The 20,393-nt window shown below is 33.2% G+C and carries 25 protein-coding genes; 8 read left to right on the top strand and 17 right to left on the bottom strand.

Features of this window, described 5'->3' with window-relative positions; all coding sequences use genetic code 11:
- Together nadB and pyk are read left to right on the top strand one after the other, a co-directional pair.
- Window positions 1–1,578, top strand: coding sequence for an L-aspartate oxidase (nadB, locus tag FLY87_RS07255; protein ID WP_141266712.1), 1,578 nt, complete (start codon window positions 1–3; stop codon window positions 1,576–1,578).
- An 11-nt stretch (window positions 1,579–1,589) separates the two neighbouring features.
- Complete coding sequence (gene pyk / locus FLY87_RS07250; RefSeq protein WP_012546708.1) at window positions 1,590–3,008, top strand: pyruvate kinase; 1,419 nt, start codon at window positions 1,590–1,592, stop codon at window positions 3,006–3,008.
- Here the strand turns inward: pyk and FLY87_RS07245 are convergent.
- Window positions 3,003–3,911: a selenium metabolism-associated LysR family transcriptional regulator gene (locus tag FLY87_RS07245; RefSeq protein ID WP_012545844.1), complete on the bottom strand. Its 909-nt coding sequence runs from the start codon at window positions 3,909–3,911 to the stop codon at window positions 3,003–3,005. The genes pyk and FLY87_RS07245 overlap by 6 nt on opposite strands.
- Before the next feature lie 120 nt (window positions 3,912–4,031).
- Here FLY87_RS07245 and FLY87_RS07240 point away from each other — a divergent pair, with 120 nt between their 5' ends.
- Genes FLY87_RS07240 through FLY87_RS07225 form a run of 4 tightly spaced genes read left to right on the top strand, consistent with a single transcriptional unit; the run spans window position 4,032 to window position 6,155 of the window.
- Window positions 4,032–4,295: a metal-sensitive transcriptional regulator gene (locus tag FLY87_RS07240; RefSeq protein ID WP_012546461.1), complete on the top strand. Its 264-nt coding sequence runs from the start codon at window positions 4,032–4,034 to the stop codon at window positions 4,293–4,295.
- Between the two features lie 13 nt (window positions 4,296–4,308).
- Entirely contained in the window at window positions 4,309–4,491 is a 183-nt protein-coding gene (locus tag FLY87_RS07235) for a zinc ribbon domain-containing protein (RefSeq protein ID WP_012545552.1), read from the top strand.
- 40 nt (window positions 4,492–4,531) lie between these two features.
- Window positions 4,532–5,509: a 4Fe-4S dicluster domain-containing protein gene (locus FLY87_RS07230; protein WP_141266710.1), complete on the top strand. Its 978-nt coding sequence runs from the start codon at window positions 4,532–4,534 to the stop codon at window positions 5,507–5,509.
- The gene (locus FLY87_RS07225; protein WP_012546324.1) at window positions 5,499–6,155 is read left to right on the top strand and encodes a formate dehydrogenase subunit gamma; all 657 of its coding nucleotides are present in this window, start codon (window positions 5,499–5,501) and stop codon (window positions 6,153–6,155) included. The genes FLY87_RS07230 and FLY87_RS07225 overlap by 11 nt, the downstream gene beginning before the upstream one ends.
- 111 nt (window positions 6,156–6,266) lie before the next feature.
- On the opposite strand, the gene FLY87_RS07220 is transcribed toward FLY87_RS07225, so the two are convergent.
- The 7 genes from FLY87_RS07220 to FLY87_RS07190 form a co-directional block, all read right to left on the bottom strand.
- On the bottom strand, window positions 6,267–6,512 hold the full coding sequence (locus FLY87_RS07220; RefSeq protein ID WP_012546710.1) for a hypothetical protein: 246 nt from the start codon (window positions 6,510–6,512) through the stop codon (window positions 6,267–6,269).
- Window positions 6,513–6,621: 109 nt separating this feature from the next.
- Window positions 6,622–7,392 carry an NAD-dependent deacylase gene (locus FLY87_RS07215; RefSeq protein WP_141266708.1) on the bottom strand — a complete coding sequence of 257 codons (771 nt, stop codon included), beginning with the start codon at window positions 7,390–7,392 and terminating at the stop codon, window positions 6,622–6,624.
- A gap of 41 nt (window positions 7,393–7,433) precedes the next feature.
- A complete protein-coding gene (uvrB, locus tag FLY87_RS07210) occupies window positions 7,434–9,449 on the bottom strand; it encodes an excinuclease ABC subunit UvrB (protein ID WP_141266706.1) in 2,016 nt (671 codons plus the stop codon).
- 10 nt (window positions 9,450–9,459) lie between these two features.
- Window positions 9,460–9,792, bottom strand: a complete 333-nt coding sequence (locus FLY87_RS07205; protein ID WP_141266704.1) for a DUF86 domain-containing protein — start codon at window positions 9,790–9,792, stop codon at window positions 9,460–9,462.
- Window positions 9,789–10,082, bottom strand: a complete 294-nt coding sequence (locus FLY87_RS07200) for a nucleotidyltransferase family protein (RefSeq protein ID WP_141266702.1) — start codon at window positions 10,080–10,082, stop codon at window positions 9,789–9,791. The genes FLY87_RS07205 and FLY87_RS07200 overlap by 4 nt, the downstream gene beginning before the upstream one ends.
- An 8-nt stretch (window positions 10,083–10,090) precedes the next feature.
- Window positions 10,091–11,056 carry a porphobilinogen synthase gene (hemB, locus tag FLY87_RS07195; protein ID WP_141266700.1) on the bottom strand — a complete coding sequence of 322 codons (966 nt, stop codon included), beginning with the start codon at window positions 11,054–11,056 and terminating at the stop codon, window positions 10,091–10,093.
- Between the two features lie 3 nt (window positions 11,057–11,059).
- Window positions 11,060–11,380: an iron-sulfur cluster assembly accessory protein gene (locus tag FLY87_RS07190; protein ID WP_012545650.1), complete on the bottom strand. Its 321-nt coding sequence runs from the start codon at window positions 11,378–11,380 to the stop codon at window positions 11,060–11,062.
- Between the two features lie 89 nt (window positions 11,381–11,469).
- On the opposite strand from FLY87_RS07190, the gene fdhD reads away from it, so the two are divergent.
- Window positions 11,470–12,231: a formate dehydrogenase accessory sulfurtransferase FdhD gene (gene fdhD, locus FLY87_RS07185; RefSeq protein ID WP_012546799.1), complete on the top strand. Its 762-nt coding sequence runs from the start codon at window positions 11,470–11,472 to the stop codon at window positions 12,229–12,231.
- Here fdhD and nth read toward each other — a convergent pair.
- Window positions 12,228–12,860, bottom strand: coding sequence for an endonuclease III (gene nth, locus FLY87_RS07180; protein WP_141266698.1), 633 nt, complete (start codon window positions 12,858–12,860; stop codon window positions 12,228–12,230). The genes fdhD and nth overlap by 4 nt on opposite strands.
- 1 nt (window position 12,861) lies before the next feature.
- Window positions 12,862–13,878 (bottom strand): zinc-dependent alcohol dehydrogenase family protein, encoded by a 1,017-nt coding sequence (locus tag FLY87_RS07175; RefSeq protein WP_141266696.1) that lies wholly within the window; start codon window positions 13,876–13,878, stop codon window positions 12,862–12,864.
- A gap of 173 nt (window positions 13,879–14,051) precedes the next feature.
- Between FLY87_RS07175 and FLY87_RS07170 the strand changes: the two genes are divergently transcribed.
- On the top strand, window positions 14,052–14,810 hold the full coding sequence (locus FLY87_RS07170; RefSeq protein WP_012546596.1) for a GGDEF domain-containing protein: 759 nt from the start codon (window positions 14,052–14,054) through the stop codon (window positions 14,808–14,810).
- Here the strand turns inward: FLY87_RS07170 and recG are convergent.
- From recG to FLY87_RS07135, 7 genes are all read right to left on the bottom strand, one after another.
- Complete coding sequence (recG, locus tag FLY87_RS07165) at window positions 14,807–16,879, bottom strand: ATP-dependent DNA helicase RecG (RefSeq protein WP_012545417.1); 2,073 nt, start codon at window positions 16,877–16,879, stop codon at window positions 14,807–14,809. The two genes, FLY87_RS07170 and recG, sit on opposite strands and share 4 nt — an antisense overlap.
- 5 nt (window positions 16,880–16,884) lie before the next feature.
- Entirely contained in the window at window positions 16,885–17,982 is a 1,098-nt protein-coding gene (gene nusA, locus FLY87_RS07160) for a transcription termination factor NusA (RefSeq protein WP_028842609.1), read from the bottom strand.
- Between the two features lie 4 nt (window positions 17,983–17,986).
- On the bottom strand, window positions 17,987–18,481 hold the full coding sequence (gene rimP / locus FLY87_RS07155) for a ribosome maturation factor RimP (RefSeq protein ID WP_012545395.1): 495 nt from the start codon (window positions 18,479–18,481) through the stop codon (window positions 17,987–17,989).
- Between the two features lie 126 nt (window positions 18,482–18,607).
- Window positions 18,608–18,850 carry a lipoprotein gene (locus tag FLY87_RS07150; protein ID WP_012546039.1) on the bottom strand — a complete coding sequence of 81 codons (243 nt, stop codon included), beginning with the start codon at window positions 18,848–18,850 and terminating at the stop codon, window positions 18,608–18,610.
- 113 nt (window positions 18,851–18,963) lie between these two features.
- On the bottom strand, window positions 18,964–19,335 hold the full coding sequence (locus FLY87_RS07145) for a PA2779 family protein (RefSeq protein ID WP_012545038.1): 372 nt from the start codon (window positions 19,333–19,335) through the stop codon (window positions 18,964–18,966).
- A gap of 126 nt (window positions 19,336–19,461) precedes the next feature.
- Entirely contained in the window at window positions 19,462–19,899 is a 438-nt protein-coding gene (locus FLY87_RS07140; RefSeq protein WP_141266694.1) for an OsmC family protein, read from the bottom strand.
- 1 nt (window position 19,900) lies between these two features.
- Window positions 19,901–20,311: a tetratricopeptide repeat protein gene (locus tag FLY87_RS07135; RefSeq protein ID WP_141266692.1), complete on the bottom strand. Its 411-nt coding sequence runs from the start codon at window positions 20,309–20,311 to the stop codon at window positions 19,901–19,903.
- Between the last annotated feature and the right edge of the window lie 82 nt (window positions 20,312–20,393).

Raw genomic sequence — 20,393 nt, 5'->3', positions numbered from 1 at the left:
ATGTCTGAAAAAATTTATACGGATTATCTTATTATTGGAAGCGGTGTTGCTGGACTTCGTGCAGCAATTGAACTTGGTATAAAGGGTAGGGTTCTTGTCGTAACAAAGGATTTACCTACAGAAAGCTCAACTGAATATGCTCAAGGCGGGGTGGCAGTTGCTTTAAGTGATGAAGATGAGATAGGTATTCATTTTGAAGATACTATCAAGGCTGGAGATGGGTTATGTAACGAAGAAGCTGTAAAAGTTCTTGTAAGTGAAGGTCCTGAAAGAATTATAGAGCTTATTAACTGGGGAGCTGAGTTTGATAAAGAAGGCTCTAAGCTTGCCTTTACCTTAGAGGCTGCCCATTCAAGAAAAAGAATTCTCCATGCTCATGGAGATTCAACAGGAAGAGAGATAGAAAGAGTTTTGATAAATAAAGTATCTACATTAAAAAATGTTAAAAAAGCTTCCTTTACAATGGCAGTTGATTTGATAGTTAAAGAAGGTAAATGTATTGGGGCATTCCTTTTAAAAGGAAAAGAGATTATAAAATGTTTTTCAAAGGCAACTATTCTGGCAACAGGCGGGGCTGGACAGATTTATTCACGAACAACCAATCCAAAAGTATGCACAGGAGATGGAATGGCAATGGCTTTTAGGATGGGTATCTATTTAAAAGATATGGAGTTTGTTCAATTTCATCCTACAGCACTTTATGCACCTGGCATCCCGGCTTTTCTCTTAAGTGAAGCAATGCGTGGTGAAGGAGCTCGTTTGAAAAATATTCACGGAGAAGAATTTATGAAAAATTATCATCCGCTCGGAGAGCTTGCGCCGAGAGATGTTGTTTCAAGGTCTATAATATCTGAAATGGTAAAAACCAATTCAACACATGTGTATCTTGATATGACACATCTTGATGAAAACTTTTTAAAAAATAGATTTCCCACAATATATTCAACATGTTTGAGGTTCAATTTTGATATAACAAAGCAGCCGATTCCTGTTTCTCCAGCAGCCCATTTTATAATGGGAGGAGTTGAAACAGATATTAATGGGAAAACAAATATTGAAGGATTATTTGCTGCAGGTGAGGTAGCCTGCACAGGAGTTCATGGAGCAAATAGGCTTGCAAGTAATAGCCTACTTGAAGGACTTGTTTATGGATATAGAGCAGCTCATGGAGCAATTGAGTATGTTGAAGGAAGTCAGTTTGATAATACATTATTCCATGTTTCTACCCTTGAACCTGACAAGCAGTATATAGAACATTCTGAAATAAACAAAATGAGAGAAGAATTAAGACAGACAATGTGGGAAAAAGCAGGGGTAATAAGATGTGGTGAATCTCTTGGTATAGCCAGAACTAAAATTACTTCAATTTATGAAAAAGTGACTGAAAGATTTTTCATTGATCCGCTGGCTATAGAACTTAAAAATATGACTACAGTTGGATTATTAATTACAGAGGCTGCTTTAGCAAGGAAAAACAGTGTTGGAGCACATTATAGAACTGATTATAAAGAAAAGTTACCTGGATGGGAAAAACATTTGAGAATCAGGAAAACAGAAACAGGGTTTGAGGTATTTTAAATGGAGGATAGATGAAAAAAGCCAAGATTGTCTGTACAATAGGTCCTTCTTCCGAAAACAGAGAAATAATTCGCAGGATGATAGAAAGCGGAATGGATGTAGCAAGACTCAATTTTTCACATGGTAATTATGAATGGTTTGAAAATATTATAAAAACAATCCGAGAAGAAGCAAAAAACATTAAAAAATCAATAGCTATCTTACAAGACCTTCAGGGAGTTAAAATTAGAATAAGTGATGTGGAAAATGAAGAAATTCACTTAAATGATGGAATGATAGTAGAAATTTATTCTGGCAACGAAGTTTCAAACACAAATAGAATCTTTATTTCTTATCCATCCCTGATAGAAGATGTAGAGCCTGGAGAAGATATTCTAATAGATGATGGAATTTTGAAAATTAAAGTAATTGATAAACTTCAAGATAGATTAATTGGACAAGTCATAGAAGGAGGGATTCTTAAATCCAGAAAAGGTATAAATCTTCCATTTACAAGAACTTCTATAAGTTCTTTTACAGAAAAAGATAAATCTGATCTTCTTTTCGGAATTAAAATGGATGTGGACTATGTTGCTGTATCCTTTGTAAGAAATGCAGATGATATTGAATTAATTAAAGAATGGGCAAATGAAAAAAATATTGTTCTACCTCCTGTAATTGCTAAGATAGAAAAAAGAGAGGCGCTCAAAAAAATTCATGAAATTCTTGATGTCACTGATGGAATAATGGTAGCCAGAGGAGATCTTGGCGTTGAACTTCCTGCTGAAGAAGTTCCCTTTTATCAAAAGATGCTTATAGATATTGCAAATCAAAGGAAAAAGATTGTTATAACAGCAACACAGATGCTTGAATCAATGACAGAACATTCAAGACCAACCAGAGCAGAAGCAAGTGATGTTGCAAATGCGGTTCTTGACGGAACAGATGCGCTTATGCTTTCTGCAGAGACAGCCAGCGGAAAATATCCTGTTGAATCAGTTAAAACAATGAGTTCAATTATAAGTTTTACAGAAGAAAGTTTTTCAGATAAAATTGCTACTGCATTTAAAGTTAGTAAATATTTTCCTGAAGCTATTGCCTCGGGAGCTGTTAGAGTAGCTCAGGATATAGAAGCAAAAGCTATTGTTGTTTTTACTTACTCAGGATTTTCAGCATTGCTTATTTCTAAACTGAGACCTTTTATGCCTGTAGTAGCATTTACTCCTGATGAAAAAGTATACAGAAGACTCTCACTTTTATGGGCTGTTATCCCTATGCACATATCTAAAAAAATTGATATGATAGACAATTTATTTTTAAAAGAAACTGAAACAGAACTGAAAAAATTAAATCTTGTTAAAGATGGTGATGCAGTTGTATTTGTAGCGAGTTCGCCTTTTTTAGGAAACAGAAATGTGGTAAGACTTCATAAGGTTGGTGATCCTTTATAAAATCAAATCTGAATAAGGATAATTTTTAAGATACGTTATAAACTCTTCAACGGCAGGAGAAAGAATTGTATTCTTCGGTAAAATAATATAAAAATCTCTTGTTATCTTACCTTCTTTAAGCTTAAGAATTCTTAAATTTCCACATGATACTTCTTTACGAATAGCCCATTTGGATACTATAGAAAGTCCAATGCCTCTTTCAACTGCTTCTTTAATGGAGCCAGTACTTCCAAGAATAAGTGATATATGTAAATCAGAAACGCTAAGTCCGTGTTCTGCTAAAAATTTTTCAATTATAACTCTTGTGCTTGAACCTTCCTCTCTTATTACAAATGGTTCTTTCACAACATCATACAATGAAACAGACTTTTGATTATTAAGAGGATGATCCGCAGAGCAAATCACGCATAGCTCATCTGATATAATGGAGTCCACGATAAATTTGCTTTTTCCAGGCATTTCAGAAATAATTCCAAAATCTATCATGCTTGAATTAAGCATTTCAAGAATTTTTTTTGCATTACCTATAGAAACGCTTACTCTAATTTTGGGGTGTCTTTTTTTGAAATCAACAGCTACAGCAGGCAGAATATAGTTACCAACAGTTGTTCCTGCTCCGATTTTTACACATCCTTTTATTAATCCTGTTATTTTACTTATTTCTTTTGCTGCTTCAGCATACATTGTTAGAATTTGTTTAGCATATTTGTAGAGTATCTCACCTGCTGGGGTTAGCGTAATACTGCCTGAGGAACGGTCAAATAGTTTGGTTTCATATAATTCTTCCAGTGCCTGAATTTGAAGACTCACTGCAGGCTGCGTAAGATGAATAATTTCTGAAGTTTTAGAAAAACTTTTTGTTTCAGCTACTGTACAGAATACTTTTAATTTGTGATCTTCCATGAGCAAGTTTATTTTAGCATAAAAAAAATTAATAGGCAAGACAAAATATACCTTGATGCTTGACAATGATTATATACTCTATTTTATTATAAAAATAAAATAATAGGGGGGTTAGGTATAATGGAAAAAGATAAGACAAAGCTTATTCAAAGATTCAGAAGAATTGAAGGGCAGATTAGGGGACTTCAAAGGATGATAGAAAGTGGGCGAGCCTGTGAAGAGATTATAACCCAGTTTGCTTCAATTAATGGAGCATTAAAGAGTGCTGGTTTTTTGATTGTGATGTATTATCTTAATGACTGTTTAATGCGTAAAGCAGATTCTGTTGAAAATCTCGAAAAGGAAGTAGAAAAAGTTATAAAAACCTATATATCTTCTATGTAAGGAGGTGTTGTCTATGCCTTTATATGAATATAAATGTAAAAGATGTAAAACAACTTTTCAAGTTTTAAAACCTGTAAGTGAAAGAGATAAGTCTGAAAAATGTCCTGATTGTGGAAGTAGTGAAACTGAAAGATTAATTTCTCTATTTACGAGCAATGCTACGACATGCAGTCCTTATGTTCATACAGGCGGTTGAAGGGTAAGATAATCAGCAGTTTGCTGAGGGAGGAAGAAAAATGGAGATTTCAAGAAGAGGATTTTTAGCATTATCATCAGCTATAGGCGCATCTTTGTTATTGGGAAATAATGCAGAGGCAGTTGAAGGTAAGTATGCGACATTAGTTGACCTTACTAAATGCGATGGTTGTAAAGATGAGCCTATCCCAAGATGTGTAAAAGCATGTAGAGAATACAATAAAGATAGATTCCCAGAACCCAAAAAGCCTATTCAGCCTTATTGGCCAAGAAAAACCTATGAAGACTGGTCAGACAAAAAAAATAAAATTGATACCTTGACTCCCTATAACTGGATTTTTGTTCAAAAACTCAATGTTGATGGGCAAGAGATTAATATTCCAAGAAGGTGTATGCATTGCGATAATCCTCCATGTGTGAGAGAATGTCCCTTTGGTGCTTTAACCAAGCAGCCTGAGGGTAATTCTGTGATAAATGATAAAATCTGCTTTGGTGGTGCTAAATGTAGAGATGTCTGTCCATGGCATATTCCTCAGAGACAAGCAGGTGTTGGTATATATTTACAAATTCTTCCTAAGTATGCTGGAGGTGGGGTTATGTATAAATGTGACCTTTGTAAAGATAAAATCAGAAAAGGCGAGGAGCCTGCCTGCGTTACAGCATGTAGAGACCGACTTAAAGAAAATGCGGTTTTCAGTTTTGGTGAAAGAAAAGCTATTTATGAACTTGCATACAGAAAAGCTCAAGAAGAAGGACTTTATATTTATGGAGATAAACAAAATGGAGGAACATCAACGCTTTATATTTCAAAAATTCCTTTTGAAGCAATAGAAAAAGTTTTAAAAGAAAAAAAAGAAAAATTTCAAATGCCTGTAAAGGTTGAAAATAAAATAGAATCAAAATTCAATCCAATTGGAAAATTGGTTTTAGCTTCAGGATTTATTTCAATGGCTGCAGCTTTTATAGGAGCTCTTTCTTCCAGAAAAACTAAAAAGGAGGATGAAACCAATGAGAAATAAAATAAAAAGACATAGCATAATTGAAATTATTGAACACTGGAGTATAGCCTTGTCTGGAATAATTTTACTTTTTACTGGGCTTGGTTGCCTTCCTCTTTACAAGAGATATTATATAACTGATTTGCCTGGATTTGCATGGACTGGTGATTTTTATAATGTCACATTGATTCATTATATTGCTTCAATAGTGTTTGTAGCAGGTGTAATTTTTCATGTTTTTTATCATGGATTAAGAAAAGATTTCGCTCTCTTGCCTAAAAAGGGTGATTTGTCTCAAAGCATTAAAGTGCTATTAGCAATGATTGGAATTGGTAAAGAACCTCCATCAGACAAATATCTGCCCGAGCAAAGAATTGCTTATGTTGGAATTGGCTTGATAGTTTTGATTTTGACAGTTACAGGTATTATAAAAGTTCTTAAAAATCTTGAATGGATTGTGCTTTCTCCAGGGTTAGAATCAATTAATACATTGGTTCATACTCTAACAGGTTTTTTATTTATAATTGCATTTTTTGTTCATGTTGCAACAGTTATTTTATTTAAATCAAACTGGCCACTGCTAAAAAGTATGTTCACAGGATGGGTTGATGAAGAATATGTAAAACAAAGACATTCAATATGGTATAAAAAAATTAAGATGCACTAATTTTAGGCAAACAATAAATTTTTCCGTATTTATCGTAGCTTTTCAGAAAGATTAACAGAGTTTTTAACAAAATTTGTTTAAAAGCTAAAAATTCTTTAATTTCCAAGAGATTTAAAGTTCAAGGAATTTCTTTCTAATAACCTCTCTGATTCTTTCATCAGAGGGGTCAGGTTCTGATAAAAATAACTCTATTAGTCTTACTGAATTATTAGAAAGACAATTTGGACATTTATCTTGAATATGAATAGCAAAACAATCCATGCAAAAAAGAGCTAATCTGAAAGGAATTAGACATTTACCAAACTTTTGTCTTATTGTGCATTTTTCTTCAATTTCATATATTTTTGTTTTTTCCATAAGCTATTATATACCAAAATTGGCAATATAAATAAAAAAAATTTTTTTCCAATTTAAAAAATTTTTAATAAAAATCAGATGATAATTATCACTAAAAACAGACTTGCCATTAAAATTTTTCTGATTTTATTACATCCAAGATATCTTTCAAAACTTTTCCAGCACTGTCATAAAATATAATTTCTGCGATCCAGTCCCACTCTGTCTGGACTTTGTTGATGAAAATAAGTTTCGCACCATTTTGATAAGCAATTCTTGGAATTGAGGCTGCGGGTTCAACCTGAAGAGATGTGCCGATAACAAACATGATATCACATTTATTTGCAATTTGTTGAGCCATAAGGAGTTCTTTTTCAGGCATAGGTTCTCCGAAAAATACAATTGTTGGTTTTATAATACCTCCACAAACTTCGCATCTTAAATCAAGTTCCTGTTCTTTGAGCATTTTCAGAACTTCCTCAAGAGGATAAACTTTTTCGCAATCAAGGCATATATATCCTCTCTGATTTCCGTGAAGTTCAATAACACTTTTATTACCAGCCATCTGATGAAGTCCGTCAATATTCTGAGTTATTACATATTTGAGAAGCCCTCTTTTTTCAAGCTCTGCGAGCGCATTATGAGCATTATTTGGTTTTGCATTGATAATTTCCTGAATCAGTTCTCTTTTCATTTTCCAAAATTCATTTCTTGCTTTTCTATCAATGATAAATTCCTGATAAGTTACGATTCTAAATCTTTGCCATAAACCATTCGGACTGCGAAAATCAGGTATTCCAGATTCTGTAGAAATTCCTGCGCCAGTAAAGGCAACAGAGTATGTTGATTTTTTTATGAGTTCACAGGTTTTACTAATTTTTTCGTGGTAAGAAATGTCCATGTTTTTTGAAAATATCAGAAAGAAAATTTTCTGTCAAGCTTTTAAACTGTAAGTTTCATTCCGAGTTTTAACATTTTTTCTTTTATTTTGAATATCTTATCTCGTATCTCTGCTGCTTTTTCAAATTCAAGATTCTCTGCTGCGTGCTTCATTTCCTGTTCAAGTTTTTTAATTGTTTCTTCATTTAGTTCATATTCTTCTGCTTCTTCTTTAACTACATCTACTGTTACATAATCTTTTTCATAGATTGATGATAAAATGTCTTTTATTTTGCTTTTTACGGTTTCTGGAGATATTCCGTTCTTTTTGTTATACTTCATCTGAATTTCACGTCTTCTTTCAGTTTCTTCAATTGCTTTTTTCATTGAATCTGTTACTGTATCAGCATAAAATATAACAGTTCCATTTATATTTCTGGATGCTCTGCCTGCTGTTTGAATTAATGACCTTTCAGAGCGAAGAAAACCTTCTTTGTCAGCATCAAATATGGCAACTAAGGATACTTCAGGAAGGTCAAGTCCTTCTCTAAGAAGATTAACTCCTATAAGCACATCAAACTTTCCAAGCCTTAAATCCTTTAGTATTTCAACTCTTTCAAGAGTGTCAATATCTGAATGGAGATACTTGGCTTTTATGCCAACAGTTGTGTAGTAATCAGTCAGGTCTTCAGCCATTTTTTTTGTGATTGTGGTTACTAAAACTCTTTCACCTCTGCTTACCCTTTTATGAATTTCTTCAAGTAGGTCTTCAACCTGATTTGTAGCAGGACGAACCTCAATCTTAGGGTCAACAAGTCCAGTTGGTCTGATAATCTGTTCAACAATCCTTCCCCCTGATTTTTCAATCTCATAGTCTCCTGGTGTTGCGGATACATAAATTACGTAATTCATTCTATGTTCAAACTCTTTAAATGTAAGAGGTCTGTTATCAAGAGCAGAGGGAAGCCTAAATCCATATTCTACAAGTGTCTGCTTACGGGAACGGTCTCCTTCATACATTCCTCCAATCTGAGGCACAGTAACATGGCTTTCATCAATAACTGTAAGAAAGTCTCCCTTTGATGGTCCAGCGTAAATATAATCAATCAATGTAAAGGGAGGTTCTCCAGGAAGTCTGCCGCTAAGGTGCCTTGAGTAGTTTTCTATTCCGTGGCAGTGTCCGAACTGACTCAAAAGCTCCATGTCAAAACGGGTCCTCTTTTCAATTCGTTCTGCAAAAAGCTCTTCACCTCTTTCTTTGAAATATTTAATTCTCTCTTGCAGTTCCTCCTCTATAGTCTCAATCGCTTTTTTAAGTCTTGGTTCAGGAGTTACCCAGTGGCTATTTGGTGGAATAAATATTCTTTGTAGTCTTTTCTGCCTGCTTCCAGTAAGAGGGTCAATTTCATAAATAGCATCAATCTCATCATCAAAAAACTCCACTCTGTATGCTCTGTCAAGACAGTGTGATGCGAATATATCAACCACATCTCCTCTAACCCTAAAAGTGCCCCTTCTAAATTCCTCTTCTGCTCTTATATAAAGTATTTCAACAAGCTTTTTTAGCATAGCATCTCTTTCTGTTTTCATTCCTTCCTCAAGTGTTACATGCATTGATAGATAGTCATCAGGAGAGCCAATTCCATAAATGCAGGAGACAGAAGCAACCACTATTACATCTTGTCTTGTAAGTACAGATAAAGTTGCAGAATGCCTCATTCTATCAATATCATCATTAATTAAGGCATCCTTTTCAATATAAGTGTCTGTTTCAGGAATATAGGCTTCGGGTTGGTAGTAGTCATAGTAACTAACATAATATTCCACTGCATTATAGGGAAAGAGTTCCTTTAATTCTCCGTATAGTTGGGCAGCGAGAGTTTTATTGTGGGCAATGACAAGGGTAGGTTTGTTTATCTTTTCAATTACATTGGCAATAGTAAAAGTTTTCCCTGAACCAGTAACACCAAGCAAAACCTGATGTTTATGTCCTTTTTTAATTCCTTCAACAAGCTGTTTTATAGCTTTCGGCTGGTCTCCTTTTGGTTTAAAGGAAGTGTAAATTTTAAAATTTCCCATTGTTGATTTTTTACTTTAAGAGACCTTCTATTAATGGTTTGATAATTGGTAGTTTGTTTTTAATAACGTCCCAGCTAATTTCATAATCTATGCCAAAGTAAAAATGTGCAATCTTATCCCTCATTTTTGCCATGTATTTCCAAGGAATTTCTTTTGAGTTTTCTGTTAAATCCTTAGATAATTTTTTAGTAGCTTCTCCTATGATATGAATTTGCCATAAAATTGCACTTTTTGTTTTTTCATCTTCAATAAATCTTTTAAAATCAATATCTTGAATAAAATTTTCTATGAGATTTATAACAGTGAGGATATCCCGAATAAATAATTCATCTTCTTTTCTCATAAAAATATAGCTTCTTTCATAACTTTTTTCTTTATTTCTTTCCTTATAGCTGAAAGCCTTACAAGATCAATTTTTCTTTTTAGAATTTTTTGCAAATACTCCTCTAAATCAATAAGTAAAAAAATATCAGGAGTTTGATCAAAATCTACTAAAATATCAATATCACTTTTTTTATTCGCTATTCCTTTTGCCCATGAACCAAAAATAGCGATTTTATTTATATTAAATCTAAGTACAATTTCTTTTTTGTGTTTAGCTATGGTTGATTTAATATCATCTAATGATTTCATTTTATTTACTAAAACAATTTTGCTGCTTTTTTTGCAAAATAGGTAAGGATTATGTCTGCTCCTGCTCTTTTTATTGCTGTAAGGATTTCCATCATAACTGCTTCTTCATTAAGCCAGCCAAGCTGAGCTGCTGCTTTTACCATTGAATATTCACCACTTACATTATAGGCTGCAACAGGAACATTAAAGTTTTTCTTTACATCAGAGATTATGTCAAGATATGCCAGAGCTGGCTTAACCATGACAATATCTGCTCCTTCCTCTATATCAAGAGCAACTTCCTTCAATGCTTCTCTACGATTTGCAGGGTCCATCTGATAACTGCGTCTGTCACCAAAAGCTGGAGTGGATTGCGCAGCCTCTCTGAAAGGACCATAAAAGGCAGATGCATATTTTGCTGCATAAGATAGAATTATTACATCAGAGAATCCCTCTTCATCAAGAACTTTGCGAATTCTTCCTATTCTTCCATCCATCATATCTGAGGGAGCAACAATATCAGCACCTGCTCTTGCATGAGAGAGAGCTTCAAGAGCTAAAATTTCAAGGGTTGAATCATTATCTATTTTCCCATTTTTTATAATTCCACAATGACCATGAGAAGTGTATTCACAGAGACAGACATCTGTCACCACAATTAAGTCTGGCAAAGCATCTTTTATAGCTTTTATAGCTTGCTGAACAACTCCTTTTTCATCATAGGCAGAGGAGGCTTTTTCGTCTTTATGTTCAGGTATTCCAAAGAGAATTATTGCAGGTATTCCAAGTGAAAATACTTCTTTTGCTGTTTTTACTGCCTCATCTATGCTTTCCTGAAAACATTCAGGCATTGAAGATATGGGATTTTTAACCTTCTTCCCAGGTACAACAAACATTGGATAAATAAAATCCTGAGGAGTGAGGGTGGTTTCCCTCACCATTTTTCTCAGGATATCTGTTCTTCTTAATCTTCTTGGGCGATGAATTGGAAACATCGCTTATACGCCGCAGGAACCTCCACAACCAGGTCCGCAAGAAGGCATTGGTCCTTTAAGTATGAATCCTTCCTGCTCTTCATCCTCATAGTAATCAAGCTCAAGCTCGCTTAAGAGATCAAAGGTCTGTTTATCCATATAAACCTTTAATCCATCCTTTTCTACTACTTCATCTCCTTCCTGAGGATTTTCATCAATATCAAGGCCAAATGATGGACTACAATATCCTTCAGCTGAGAATATTCTTAAGCCCCAACCTTCTTTTCCCTCGTTTTTGAGGATTAATTTTGCCTTTTCGGCTGCTTTTTCACTGATACTAAACACAGCTACCTCCTAAAAATTTTTTCTAACTTCAGAATAGCAGTTTTTTTTAATAATTTGCAAGAAAAAAATTAATTGGATAAAATACAACTATGCAATCACTTGAAAACAAAAAAATAGTTAGAGTTAAACAAAATGATATCACTGAAGTTGATGATATAATAGCTGTTGAGAAAAAAATAAAAGTCTATGTAAATAATGAAGAGATTGTATCCCTGTCTGCTTCTCCTTGTCAAATTAGAGAACTTGTTGTTGGTTTCCTTATGACAGAGGGGATTCTAAAAGGAGATTGGTGTCCTGAGAAAATAATGATTGAAGAAAATGAGAAACAGATTAAAGTTGTAGTTGAACTTGAAGGTCATGTTTGTCTTGATGGTAAAACAATTACATCAGGTTGTATGGCAGCAGTAAGTTTTCTTAATGATGTAAAAGAAACAATCAATGACCATTTAAAAATTAACGCATCTGCTTTGTTTAATCTTTTCAGACATTTTCAGGAAAAATCAATTCTATATAGAACTACAGGATGTATTCATGCAGCAGCGATAGCAGATGAAAATGAAATTTTATTCATAGCAGAAGATGTGGGAAGGCACAATGCAGTTGATAAAATAATAGGATGGACATTGCTTAACAGAGTCTCATTTAAGGGCAAAATAATGCTTGTAAGCGGACGAATCTCCTCTGAAATGGCATTAAAAACAGCGAAGTGGAAGATTCCTTTAATAGTAAGCAGAACAGCGCCTACGTCTCTTGCAATTGAATTTGCAGAAAAAGCAGGGTTAACCCTAATTGGCTTTCTGAGAGGGCAAAGATTTAATATATACAGTCATCCAGAAAGAATAGTTTTCTAAGTTTTACTACTCGGACAGATATCACTTAATGGGCAGATTTTATGATTTGGTGCTTTAGCTTTGCAGATTTCTCTTCCAAGCATTATAAGAAGATGAGAGAGTTTTCCCCAATACTTACGGGGAGTTATTTCCATCAAATCTTGTTCAATTTTATCGGGATCTGTATTTTCTGTTAAGCCAAGTAGTTTTGATATTCTTTTTACATGGGTATCAACTGCGATTCCTTCATTTATTCCAAAAACATTCCATAACACAATATTCGCTGTTTTTCTTCCAACACCTGGGAGTGTAACTAATTCATTCATTGTTTTAGGTACGTGTCCATTAAATTCTTCAATTAATTTCTTTGCAAGATTCTTTATGTATTTTGCTTTGTTTTTATAGAAATTTATGCTTTTTATATCATTTTCAAGTTCTGTTAGAGAAACATTTGCATAATCATCAGCTGTTTGATATTTTTTGAATAAATTTTCAGTAACTTTGTTTACATTTATATCTGTAGTCTGTGCAGAAAGTATTGTTGCAACAACTAAATCAAGAGCAGAGTTAAAATTAAGTGCTGTTTTTACATTCGGATATCTTTTATCAAGCCTTTTAATTATTTCTAAAACTTTTTCTTTTTTATCCATTTTATTCTCCTCCAATTTTTAAAACTTTTGCGCCTTTTATTTTTCTTTCTTTTATATCTTTGAGCGCTTTATTAGCATCTTCAAAAGAATATATTTCAATCTCAGGCTTTATTGGTATTTGTGAGGCAATTTTAAGAAATTCTTCAATATCTTTTCTTGTAACATTAGCCACTGATTTGATTTCTTTTTCAAGCCATAAATCTTTCTGATAATTAATATTTAAGAATTCATTTTTATCAATTTCTTCTTTCCTTATTGCATTTATTACAAGCCTTCCAGCAGGTTTAAGATGTTTAAGAACTTTAATAGGCGGTTTCCACACGGGAGTAGTATCAATTGCTGAATTTAATTTTTCTGGTGGTGTTTCATCAAAATCCCCTGTCCAGTATGCACCGAGTTTCATAGAAAGCTGTCTTTCTGACAATGTTCTTGAAAATACAAAAACTTTTGAATCTGGATACAAATATTTTATCATTTTTAAGACAAGATGCCCTGATGCGCCAAAACCAATAAGTCCAATGTTTTGTTTATTTTCAACTTTTGCAAGCATCAAAGACCTATACCCAATTGCTCCTGCACAGAAAAGAGGAGCCGCCTCTTCATTTGCAAAATTTTCTGGAATAGGGAAAGCAAAATCTTCATGAATTTTGAAATACTCTGCATATCCACCGTGAGCATCTTTACCTGTTGCTTTAAAGTCTTTGCAAAGATTTTCCAGCCCTTTTAAACAATACTCACATTTACCACAGGCTGAATAAATCCAGCCTACACCTGCTCTATCTCCAACTTTAAATTTCTTTACAGCACTTCCGACTTTTACAACCTCTCCTACAATCTGATGCCCTGGAATAACAGGAAAAAATGCCGGCATTGCTCTACCTTCTATTTCGTCCAACTCTGTATGACAGACTCCGCAAGCATGAATTTTGATTAATATTTCTTTATAATCTGGGAAAGGAATATCCATTTCCAAAAGTCTCAATGGCTCATTTATTTTGGCAATGACCCATGCTTTCATAAAGATATTATATACCATGCGTTCAATAACTGTGTTGGCATTTTTGACCCTCAGGGTAAAAAATGCCTGTTTTTTTGACAGGCAACACTGTTCAAATAAAGATTTAAGGTAATTTTTATTGTGGCATGGATTTTGTTTATTTGTTTTGAAAATTAAAAGTAAGGAGGAATCTTATGAACCCCAAGATATTGATAATCAGTATAACAAAAGATATTAATAAATTTCTTGCTTTTAACATCGGTGTTTTAATGCTGATTTTGTCTTTTATTTTCATAATCGGGGGTTATGAGAAAAAGGAATTTATTTTAGCTATTTCTTTAGCAGGAATAAGTTCATTAACAGTAAATTTATTGAGCGCAAAAATTATGAAAAGAAAAATGGAGAAAATAATACATTATTCTTTTGAAAAAGTTGAAACTCAGTTATATTTTGATGAATTGACATCGGTTTATAATAGAACAACTGGAATAAATAGGTTAATGGAAGAAATGGCAAGGTCAAAGAGACATAAGCAACATTTGTCAGTGGCAATGCTTGATATAGATAATTTTAAATCTATAAATGATAATTACGGACATTTAGCAGGAGACAGGGTTTTAAACCATATTGCTTTACAGATTAAAAATCTTTTAAGAGCAAGTGATGTAGTTTCAAGATATGGAGGCGAAGAATTTTTGATAATACTACCTGAAACAGATGAAATAAAAGCATTTATGGCACTTGAAAGGGTTAGAGAAAACATAGCAAGAAGACCAGTTAAAATAGGAAATGGGAAGCTTAATATAACTGTAAGTATTGGTATAACAGAGGTGGATATAAATGATAGCTCAACAGATGCTATACAGAGAGCTGACTTAGCTCTTCTTAAAGCAAAAAGAGATGGTAAGAATAGGATTGAAATAGCTCCAAAGTATATAAATACCATGGATTAGGCGGTCATGAATATCTCTGTCTTGCCTTTCCAGAAATTCTCCAAAGAAGCTCTTGTTTTAGGATGTAGACTTAAATTTTTATCTTCCTGTAAAAGTTGTTCTGCTTCATTTCTTGCAATTTCAAGAAGAGACTGATCTTTAATTAAATCAGCAACTTTCAGATCAGGCATTCCTGATTGTTTAACTCCAAAAAGTTCACCCGGTCCTCTTATTTTCATATCTTCTTCTGCTATTTTAAAACCATCAGAGTAGTTTACAATTGCTCTAAGTCTTAATTTAGCTTCTTCTGTTAATTTATAAGGCAATAATATGCATTTTGAAGGTCTTAGACCTCTCCCCACTCTTCCTCTTAGTTGATGCAACTGGGCAAGTCCGAATCTTTCTGCATGTATAATTATCATTAAAGTAGCATTAGGAACATCTACACCAACTTCAATAACTGTGGTTGCAACAAGTATATGAATATCACCATTACGAAACTCTTTCATTATTTCTTCTCGCTGTTTAGCTGACATTTTTCCATGTATTAGCGCAACTTTGTATTGAGGGAAGAGTTTTTTTAAACCTTCGTATCCTTGAGTTGCTGATTTTAAATCCATTGCCTCAGATTCTTCTATTAAAGGATATACAACATAGACCTGTCCTCCAGAGCTAACTTCTTCAGCAATCATTTTATAAATGATTTTTTTATTTTCAGGTTCAATGACTTTTGTTAAAATTGGTTTTCTTCCAGCAGGAAGTTCATCAAGTATTGAGTAATCAAGGTCTCCATAAACTGTAAGTGCCATTGTTCTTGGAATTGGAGTTGCTGTCATTACAAGGGTATCTGGATTCAGTCCTTTCTTTTTTAGCATTGCTCTTTGAATTACTCCAAATCTATGTTGTTCATCTATGACAACAATACCTAAATTTTTAAAATGAATATCTTCTTGTATTAATGCATGAGTGCCAATAATGAGATTTACAGCACCAGAACATATGAGATTAGAATGTTTATTATAGGATGATGTGTAAATTAAAGTATTGATAGGCAGTCCTTTAAGCAGTGAAGAGATATTCAGATAGTGTTGTTCTGCAAGTATTTCTGTTGGTGCCATCAAAGCTGCTTGATATCCACACTCTATAGCAGCAAGCATTGCTGCCACAGCAACAACTGTTTTTCCAGAACCTACATCTCCTTGAAGTAGTCTATTCATAGGAATCGGTTTTTTCATATCCTCTAAAATTTCATTTATTACCTTTTGTTGTGCTGATGTTAGTTTAAAAGGAAGATTTTCAAGGAATTTTTTTAGCAAGTCGCCTTCTGGGTTGAAAGAAATACCTTTTTCGCAGATTCTATTTTGTTTTATTAGAAGAATGCCGAGTTGAAGAAAAAATAATTCATCAAAAATTATTCTTTTATGAAAATCAGAAGTTTTTTCATTTAAAAGTTTGATATCCGCATTGTTAGGAGGCAGATGCACAAATTTAATAGCTTCTTTGAGAGTTGGAAGCTTTAATTTGTTTATCAGATTTTCAGGTAAGTGCTCTTCTATATGCGGAATAGCAAATTCTACAGCAGTCTGCATTATTGATTGCATCTGTTTCTGTGATAAACCTTCAGTAAGTCTGTATATGGGGACGATTTCTTGGGTTTGAGAATTTAAAGTTTGTTCTACTAATTCATATTCTGGATTGAGAATTTCTAAATAATTTCCTCTATAATCAATCTGAACTTTTCCAAAAAGTTTTAGTTTCTTTTTTTCTTTCAAAATTTTTTTTAGATAATTTTGATTAAACCATTTTGCTTTTAGGAAACCTGTTCCATCTGAAATTATTGCTTCAATTATAGATAGATTTGTTTTTGTTCTTATTTCATTAATCTGAACTACAGAGCCTTCTGCAGTTATGATTTCTCCAGGTTTTATCTCAAAAATGCTTTTTTTATTTCTTCTGTCTTCATATTGAGAAGGTAGATAGTATAAGGCTTCTTTAACTGTTTCTATACCTATTTTTTTAAGAAGGTTAGCTTTTTTAGGACCTACACCTTTTAAATACTGGATGGGAAGGTTTAAGCCTTGAACATTCATTTATTTTAGTCATTTACCTGCTTCTGATTGGTTTCTTTAAAAGCTCTCTCTGTTTCTTTATGTTTCATTTGATTGTATTCTGACTCACTCAATACATCAATGCTCCAGCCTGTTAGTCTTGAAGCAAGTCTAACATTCTGTCCTTTTTTACCAATTGCTAAAGAGAGTTGATCATTTTCAACAACAACAACTGCTGTTTTCTCATTTTCATTTATACCTACCTTGAGCACAGTTGCCGGAGTAAGAGCTTTTGCAATAAAAAAACTCATATCATCACTGTAAGGAATTATATCAATCCTTTCACCTTTTAACTCTCTGACAACAGCCTGAACTCTTGTTCCTTTCATACCAACGCATGCTCCAACAGGGTCTACTGAAGGGTCTTTTGATGAAACCGCTATTTTGGTTCTTTCTCCTGGGTCCCTTGCAATGGTTTTTATTTCTACTATTCCATCCTGAATCTCAGGAACTTCAAGAGTGAATAATCCTACTACAAAGTTTGGATGTGTTCTTGAAAGTTTTATTATAGGTTCTTTTGGTGTCTGTTTTACTTCAAATATATATGCTTTTACTATATCTCCTCTTTTTAAATTATCCTGTGGCAGCACCTCTTTATCTGGCAGAATTGCTTCTGCCTTACCTACAAGTATATAGAAATTCCCTTTTTCTTTTCTTAATACTGTTCCGCTAACTATATTACCGACTTTATCTTTAAACTCTTCAAAAATCTGTGACCTTTCAATTTCCCTTATTTTCTGAAAAAGCACATGTTTTGCAGTCTGAACAGCAATTCTTCCAAAATCCTGAATTGATAAAGGAACTTCAACTGTATCTCCGATTCCTTTATCAATATATTTTTGTTTTACTTCTTCTATTGAAATTTCAGATGCTGAATCTTTTACTTCTTCTACTACTTTTTTTATTTCAAAGATATTAATGTCAAAAGTTTGAGGTTCAATTTTTATTTTTATTGAAGATTTATTTCCATATTTCTTCCTTATAGCTGAAATTAGAGCTGTCTCAAGAAGCTCTATCACAGCATCTTTGGTAATTCCCTTTTCTCTCATTATTTGTTCTACTAAAAATTTAAGCTCTTTCCCCATAAAATTATCCTAAATAAACCTGTGCTTTGATGATTTTATTAAAAGGTATAAATAAAAGTTCAGTTTTACCTTTTTTCTTGCTTCCTTTGATCTTTGTTTCCTGAATTTCTATTCTTACCCAGTCATCTCCCACATCAACAATTTTCCCTATAAAAAAAGTGTTATCAGCTATTTTTTCTTTTGTGGTAATTTTCACATCTCTGCCTATATTTCTTAAAAAATCTTTTTTATTTTTAAGTGGTCTGTCAATTCCAGGAGAAGAAACTTCAAGAGTATAGGAGCTTTTTATCGGATCTTCAACATCAAGTATAGCCTCTATAGCTCTTGAAAAATTTTCACAATCCTTTATAGTGACACCTCCTTCTTTATCAATAAAAATTCTTAAAGTTAATCCTTTACCTCCTGGATATATTTCCACATTAACTATTTCCACTCCTTCCTGTTCGCCAACTATATTGGCATAATCGGTTATTTTGTCTTTTAATTCTTTAATATTCATGCTTTCCCCGATTACTCAAAATAAAAGAGTGGGAAAGCCCACTCTTTCGGAAAGTTTAACATTTTTGAATAATTTAAAGCAACACCAGGAATAATCCCAGTGTTGCTTTGTTTGTATCCTGCTAAATTATTTTTTCTTCTCAGCAGGCTTTTCAGGAGCTTTTTCAGGAGCTTTTGGAGCCTCAGGAGCCTTTGGAGCTTCAGGAGCTTTTGGAGCCTCAGGAGCTTTTTCAGGAGCTGCTGGTGCTGGTGCAGGAGCTGGTGCTGGTGCCTCTGGCTTCTTTGGTTCCTCAGCCTTTTTGCATCCTAATGCGAAGCTAAAGGATACCATGAGAATTAAAGAAAGTACTAATGCCAATATTTTTTTCATCTTCTTTAGTCACCTCCTTTCTCATAGAGAATTTGAACTAAAAACTGAAATCCCTTTGACTTTATTTTTTTACCATTGGTTTTACCTTTTTGTCAACCCCTATATACTATTTATTATTTCACCACTACCCTGTGCCCTGTAAGGTTAATGATGAGTATAACAAGTGCTATTATTAAAAGTGCTAAAATTACAGCTAAACCTGCATCTCCTGCAATTTTTATTTCATCAATTTTTAGAGCAAGCTTATGCAGGGTTTGTTCATCAAGTGTTGAAAGCCTATCCATAATTTCTTTTTCAGAATAACCAAAATCTTTAAGTCTCTGGGAAACCATTTTCATCTCAAGAAATTTTTGAATTTTTTCCAGATCTTGAGTAGTAGAATTAAGAGTCATCTCTGAGGGAATAATTCCAGCACCCGATGATTGCACTGTTCCGATTACTAAAATCGCAACACTCAAGTAAATAACAAGAATTTTTTTCATCATAAGCACACCTCCGAAATGTTTGGAATTATTTAAAAACTTATAATCTCCTGAAAATCAAGAGATGATAAGTTTATTTAATTTTATTATCCTTCTTCAGTCATTTCATTTTTTAATGATGTCCTAAAGCTATTCTATAATTACTTCAAGCGGTGTTATATTCATAAGTCCATCTGCTACAGGACAACGGCTTTGTATTTCCTTAATAAATTCTTTCTTTTCAATATCTGTTAAAGCTGCATCTAATTTTACTTTGACAACAATTTTGTAAAATCCTGGTCTTGGTTGTTTAGATTTACCGAGTAATACATCATAATCAATTTCTCCTTCTACAGAAACATCAAAATTTTTTAATTCTATATTTTTTTGTTTAGCAATAATAACAGCCATTGAACAAATACAGCTACCAAGAGCAGCGAGCAAATGTTCAAGAGGAGTTATCCCTTTATTTTTTCCACCTGAATCTTCAGGTTGATCAATATAGATTATATGATTTCGGGCTTTTACCTCAATAAGAAAATTTTCTATCCATTTTGTGTCTACTTTAATTTTTTTTACCATAGCCATTTTATTCCCTCCTGTTTTTTATATTAAGTTTTTTAATTTTTTCAAGTGTATCCTGATAAATTTTAACTTTATCTGAATTGTCTTTTTCAATTTCTAATGCTTTTTTTACCATGTCTTCAGCTTCATCAAGATTTTTATTTTTTATGCAATAAATCCATGCCAGATTATTATAGGCATCAGCGAGTTTATCATTTTTTTTGATTGCTTTTTTATAGTAATCTTCTGCTTTGTTATATTCTCCCTGATTTAAATATAAATTTCCGAGAAAGAGTAATCCTCTCGCATCGGATTTTGAAGCTTCTTCATAATGTTTTTTAGCTTCTTCAATAAGTCCTTTTTTTTCATAGTTTAATCCGAGTTGAAGATGCTCTTGAGGAGTTAAAGGGTCGTGTAAAACAACAATTTGAGGCATACTGCAGCCTGTTATTATAATAAGGCAGATTGCTATTAGCAATTGTAACAGCATTGTGTAATTATATCATAAAATAGTTATA

The organism is Thermodesulfovibrio sp. Kuro-1, assembly GCF_006538445.1.
Taxonomy (GTDB): Bacteria; Nitrospirota; Thermodesulfovibrionia; order Thermodesulfovibrionales; family Thermodesulfovibrionaceae; genus Thermodesulfovibrio; species Thermodesulfovibrio yellowstonii.
Note: the sequence above shows the minus strand (reverse complement) of the source record. Positions and strands in the feature narration are given on the sequence as shown.